General features: G+C 69.6%; 6 protein-coding genes and 1 pseudogene. 4 read left to right on the forward strand and 3 right to left on the reverse strand.

What is annotated here, in order from left to right; genetic code table 11:
- From AC08OP_RS20050 to AC08OP_RS20065, 4 genes and pseudogenes are all read left to right on the forward strand, one after another.
- A pseudogene (locus AC08OP_RS20050) lies at positions 1-475 on the forward strand (hypothetical protein); the annotation flags it as partial.
- A gap of 6 nt (positions 476-481) precedes the next feature.
- Complete coding sequence (locus AC08OP_RS20055) at positions 482-745, forward strand: hypothetical protein (RefSeq protein ID WP_011435917.1); 264 nt, start codon at positions 482-484, stop codon at positions 743-745.
- A gap of 269 nt (positions 746-1014) precedes the next feature.
- Complete coding sequence (locus AC08OP_RS20060; protein WP_476594463.1) at positions 1015-2547, forward strand: alpha,alpha-trehalose-phosphate synthase (UDP-forming); 1533 nt, start codon at positions 1015-1017, stop codon at positions 2545-2547.
- 169 nt (positions 2548-2716) lie between these two features.
- Positions 2717-2911 carry a hypothetical protein gene (locus tag AC08OP_RS20065; protein ID WP_462189278.1) on the forward strand — a complete coding sequence of 65 codons (195 nt, stop codon included), beginning with the start codon at positions 2717-2719 and terminating at the stop codon, positions 2909-2911.
- 112 nt (positions 2912-3023) lie between these two features.
- Here AC08OP_RS20065 and AC08OP_RS20070 read toward each other — a convergent pair whose 3' ends face one another.
- From AC08OP_RS20070 to AC08OP_RS20080, 3 genes are all read right to left on the reverse strand, one after another.
- Positions 3024-3581: a SixA phosphatase family protein gene (locus tag AC08OP_RS20070; protein ID WP_476615595.1), complete on the reverse strand. Its 558-nt coding sequence runs from the start codon at positions 3579-3581 to the stop codon at positions 3024-3026.
- Positions 3578-3859 (reverse strand): hypothetical protein, encoded by a 282-nt coding sequence (locus AC08OP_RS20075; protein ID WP_476615596.1) that lies wholly within the window; start codon positions 3857-3859, stop codon positions 3578-3580. Before AC08OP_RS20075 ends, AC08OP_RS20070 begins: the two co-directional genes overlap by 4 nt.
- Positions 3860-4139: 280 nt before the next feature.
- The gene (locus AC08OP_RS20080) at positions 4140-4508 is read right to left on the reverse strand and encodes a WhiB family transcriptional regulator (RefSeq protein ID WP_476615597.1); all 369 of its coding nucleotides are present in this window, start codon (positions 4506-4508) and stop codon (positions 4140-4142) included.
- Positions 4509-5379: the final 871 nt, after the last annotated feature.

The raw sequence follows: 5379 nt of genomic DNA on the forward strand, positions 1-5379 counted from the left end.
CCCGCGGACCGCGCCGCGCCAGGCCTACGAGCTCTGCCTGGACGCGATGAGCAAGGCCGCCGAACTGCGGGCCGTCTCCAAGGGCACCGGCTCGGCGTCGGCCGGGCTGCTGACCGCCCTCGCCTGCGTGCTCATCCTCGGGATCGTCGGACTTCTGCGGGCCTTCGTCGCCGTGCCCGCGGTGCCATGCCTGGTCGGGTCGACGGTGGCCGCCGCCGTTCTGGTCGCTCTCGGGGCCGGCGGCGAGGATGGGGCGAAGGCGGTGTTGCGGGCGGGCACCCTGGGAGCGGGTACGGCCGCGGTGATGGTGCTGGCCACGTTCCGGCTCGCCCCGATGGAACCGGTCGGGGTGATCGCGTCGCTGGCCGCGCTCGCGGTGGCGGTCCGCTTCGGTCTCGGCCTCGGCGGCGGGCAGGCTCCGGCCGGCGCCTCGAAGAGCGGTGGTTCCAGGAGCGGTGGTTCCAGGAAGGGATGAGGACGGGTGTCAGGCACGATCGCCGACGTCAAGGCGCAGCTCGACGAGGCGTTCCGGCGCACCGAGGAGGTGGCCGGGCAGTTGGAGGGCGCGCTGAGCATGATCGAGGAGGCGCAGGCGATGGTGATCGCGGCGACCGACGGCAGTGAGCACCGCGCGGTCGAACAGTTGACCAGCGCGCTGGTGGAGACACGCGACACATTGCAGACGTCGCTGGCGTCGTTGGGATCGGCTGTGCAGGAGGTTCGGGACTACCGGGACGGTCTGTAGACGGCTGGGGTGAGGCACGGCACGCCTCCCGACGTGGGACGGGATCTCCCCGTTGCGGCTTGCCGGGGCATCTGGTTACAGGAGGACACCTTTCGGATGAGAGCAGTAATCAGATGAAGGTCTGGGTAACAACGTCCTAGCCGCGTTGCAACGCGATGCATCCGAAAGCCGGGCTTACTACAGTCCGGATTGTTCCCGTGCGCTCGGGCGCTCGGGCTCAGCGGTGCCGGACGCCGAGTACCGCCCGTGACCAGGAGGCCGCATCCGCCGTGTCGGACTTCAACCCGCTCGACCTGTCGCTCGACCTGCCGCTCGTGCTGTTGTCCAATCGCGGTCCGGTCAGGTTCGACCGGGACGCCACCGGTCGTACCGTCACCCGGGGGGCGGGCGGCCTCGTCTCGGCCCTGTCCGGACTCGCCGAGCATCTCGACGACGCGGTGTGGGTGTGCGGCGCAGCCAGCGAGGAGGACGTCGCCGTCGCCGGGGAGAGCGCCGGGAGCTCCATCCTCGTCCAGACCTCTCCCTCGCCCCGGCTCGCGGAGGGCGAGCCGGACGGCCCCGCCATCCGGGTCCGGCTCGTTGTTACCGATCCGACCGCCTACGCCGACTTCTACAGCGTGTGGTCCAACCCGATCCTGTGGTTCATCCAGCACGGCCTCTACGGCCGGTCGCTGTCACCGGTGTTCACCCGGGCCGAGCACGACGCCTTCGAGAACGGCTACGCGGCGGTCAACCGGGCCTACGCCGACGCGGTGGTTGACGAGGTGCGCGCGCGGGGTGGCAAGGCGCTCGTCCTGCTGCAGGACTACCACTTCTACCTCGTGGCCGACTGGGTGCGGGAGCAGTGCCCGGATGTGGTGCTCACGCATTTCATCCACATTCCCTGGCCGGGGCCGGACGAGTGGCGCGTCCTGCCCGCCGACATCCGGGAGCGGCTGCTGCGCGGGCTGCTCGGTAGCGATGTGGTCGGTTTCCATACCCGGCGCTACGCTCGCAACTTCGTCCTGTGCGCCCAGGAGCTGCTCGGCCTGCCGACCGACCTGGAGCAGCTGACGGTGACGGTGGCGGACCGGGTGGTCCGCGCCCGGTACCACCCGATCTCGGTCGATCCGGCGGCGCTGGACGCTACGCAGGCCTCCGAGGAGGTGGCGGCGCATGTGGCGATGCTGCGCTACATCTTCCTCGACGATGGCCGTCAGCTCATCCTGCGGGTGGACCGCACCGACCCCAGCAAGAACGTCGTGCGCGGCTTCCTGGCCTTCGGCACCCTGCTCGATCAGCATCCGGAGCTGGTGGGCAAGGTCAGCTTTCTGGCGCTGCTGCAGCCCAGCCGCACCGACGTGCCGGAGTACGCCGACTACATCGCCCTGATCGGCGCGGTCGTCGCGGAGATCAACGCCCGGCATACCAAGGAGGGGCGCCAGCCGATCGACCTGCGGATGGTCGAGGACTTCCCGCTCGCCGTGGCGGCCTACTCCATCTGTGACGTTCTGATCGTCAACGCGATCGCCGACGGGATGAACCTGGTCGCGAAGGAGGTCGCGGTCGTCAACCGGCGTGGCGGCGTGCTGGCGCTGTCGGAGATGGCCGGGGCGCACGAGGAACTGGGCGAGTTCTCCGTCACCCTGCACCCCTTCGACGTGCAGCAGATGGCCGACGCCCTGTACACCGCGCTGACGATGCCGATGGAGGAGCGCCATCGTCGGCTCGCCGCGGCCGCCGAACAGGTCCGCACCCACGACGTGCGGCGCTGGCTCGACGATCAGCTGGTGGACCTGCGGCGGGTCGCCGGATTCGGGTGACCGGGCTCCCGGCGCGGGAAGAGAATGGCGAGATCAGGCAGAATGGCGAGATCGGGTAAAGGTACATCGCCATCCGGGATCGGACATGCCGATCGCGGGTAGTCTCGCACCGGAAAACGATGTGCATCGGGTCGCCGGGCGGCCCCGATGAGGACGGACGGGAGTGGACGTGGCTAGTGAGACCGGTCACCACAAGGCCAACACGGGTTCGTGGGCCGCGGTACTTCTGATCATTGTAGGCTTCGTCGTCGGGACGTTCGCCCTCCCGCTCGCCTCGGTGCCGTTGTGGATCGCGGCCGGCGCACTGTTGGTCCTTGGTGGCGTCTTCGCCCTCGTCTCCAAGATCATGGAGCAGGCCTACTGAGTGCCGTGCCGATCTGGTTCAACGAGGCTTGGCGCGGCACCTACCAGTTCATCGGGCTGCCGCGCCGCGGCGCTCGGCCGCCAGTCGAGCTCAGGCCGGCGGCGTTCCCGACTCAGGCCGGTGGGCCAGGTTTCGGGGCCCCCGCCGGTCTGGCGGCCTCCCGCAGGCCCCGCGGCGTGACGAAGGAGACGAGCCGGGCCGAGTCCTGACCCAGCTCCGCCCAGCGCGTAACGGTCAGATCTTGGACAGCGAGTGCCGCCGTCGGGAACGTGGGGATCTGGTACCGCTCGGCGGGGGGCAGCAGGGCCACGGCCAGCGTGTGGATACCGGGATTGTGCCCGACGAGCATCACGCTGGGCACTCCGTCGTCGATCTCACGCAACCGGTCCAGCAGGTCCTGCGCCTCGGCCAGATAGAGCCGGTCCTCGGTCAGGACTGGGACGTTCGGGGGGAGCGCCTCCGCGAGGCCCTCGACGGTCTGCCGGGTCCGCAGCGCGGAGGAGCACAGAATGAGGTCGGGCGCGAGCCTGTTGTCCGTGAGGTAGCGCGAGATAATTTTGCAGCCCCGCCGGCCCGATCCCGACAGCGGCCGATCGGCGTCGTGGATCGACCCCTCGGCCCAGTCTGACTTTGCGTGCCGCAGCAGAAGAAGGCGCCGCTGTGGTCTCACGAGAGAGCCCTCCGCCGCACGGGGAGGAAACCGACGGCGCGACGTCCGTCGCGTTCCAGCCGGAACTGCCATTCCAGCCGGCATTGCCGGGAATTCGCGCCTGGCGTGGCGGGCGCGGAACGGCGAGCAGGACTGTGCAGGGCTGGCTCGATATAAAGCATGATATTCGGGGAAAAGAATTTCTCGGTAAATTTTCCAGGGTTTGTCGGTGGCGGCGCGGCCTGGGGTTTCTCGCCGCCACCGCCCGGATCGTCGAATCCGGCCTCGCCGGGAGCCATACCCGTGCCCACCGCGCCCTCCCGCGTCCGGTCCCCGTGCCGCCGCGCCGCACGCCCCGCGGCGTGAGGTGATGACACGCAGACTGCCCAGGATGGGCCGGGTCCGTCAATGGGGTATGGCCCGACCGGATAGCGAGGGCGTCGCGGCCGAGCCGTCCGGAACCATGGTCCTGATCATCGCCACCGATGTCCGGGCAGATCGGCCGGCGTGAGGAGCCACCGCGCGGCCAGGGGCGGCCACCGGTGCGGGGCGCGCCCGGGGCCACCGGGCGCGGTCCGCTTAGCTCGCGACCGATACGGACAGCAGCAGCCGGTCGGCGAAGACTAGGGCGTCGTCCGCGCTCAGCCGTCCACGGGGGACGACGGAAGCCCGCTCGTCCGAGGTCAGGCCGCCCCACACCCCGTGCTCTTCCTGGCAGAAGATCGCGGTGGCCAGGCACGGGCGCTGCACCGGGCAGTCGGAGCAGATCTTGCGGGCCCGGATCTCGGCCGCGGCCCGGGCTTTCGTGTTGCGGCCGTCCGGCGGGAAGAAGGCGTCCGGGTCGCCGTCGCGGCAGGCCGCGTCCTGGCGCCAGTAGGCGGGCCAACCAGCTCCGAACGGCTGTGGTGGCAGATCACGGCCGGGAAGAACCGGGACGCCGGCGCTCATCGTGCACCGCCGGACACGTGGTGACACGCGGGGGACAGGGAGCTGAGCGTGGCGAAGCTTCGAGCGGGTAGCACGCTGGGCTGACTGGGCATACCGTCTCCTGCTGACGTTGCAAAGGCGGACACATGCTTTTCCAGACCGCCGAATCCGGTGTTGCATACACCCCAGACAGGCAGGTCAACCTGGTCGAGCCGAGAAGCCCTCGGGCGTTCCGGGTGGAATCCCTCAACGCTGCCTTTCGGTTGGCCTACCGTGGGCGGAGCTCCGCTCGGAAACGATCCCGTCTCGTCTCGTTAACCGAGGAACGTAGACGTCTCTCGACCGGATAGCAAGGGTTCCGGAACGCGGACGTCCGGGGCTCCGTACCGGCGTGTGCCGAGGCGGATGGTCACGCACCGTGCGCGTTCCGAGATGACTGCTGTCGGTCGGGATCGGTGTTGCCGTCGGTCGGGCTCGGTCGCCGCGGCGGCCGGGATCGGGCTCGCCGGGTACCGCCGGATGGGCGGGGAAGCGCTACTGGACAGCGGAAACAGCGTGCATGAAGATCACTTTCGGATGGCCGGCGCGGCCCGGGAGGGGCGCCGGCGGGGCCTTGGTGATCAAGGTTGGAGTGGTACCCGGGTTCGATTGCGTACGGGTGACGATCCCGCGAAGGTCCGCTTACCCCGGTTCTCGGGGGATGATTTCGGTAGAGAAATGTGCGCAGAACCACATCCGATGCTTTTGCTGCTGCATGCGCCCCTGGCCTCTGCGGGTGCAGAGGCGGCGATGACGTGGCCGGCACGACCGAGACTCCCCGAGCGGACCCTGAGTGGACCCCCGGTGAATCCCCCGGGTAAACCCGCCGGCCCGGTCGAAGTCGCTCGGGGCC

It is taken from the genome of Frankia sp. CeRuru1, from assembly GCF_977966315.1.

Coding starts and splice junctions, on each gene's coding strand:
- AC08OP_RS20075 (WP_476615596.1), bottom strand. CDS start 3,859: ATGGCTCCCGGCGAGGCCGGATTCGACGATCCGGGCGGTGGCGGCGAG.
- AC08OP_RS20080 (WP_476615597.1), bottom strand. CDS start 4,508: ATGAGCGCCGGCGTCCCGGTTCTTCCCGGCCGTGATCTGCCACCACAG.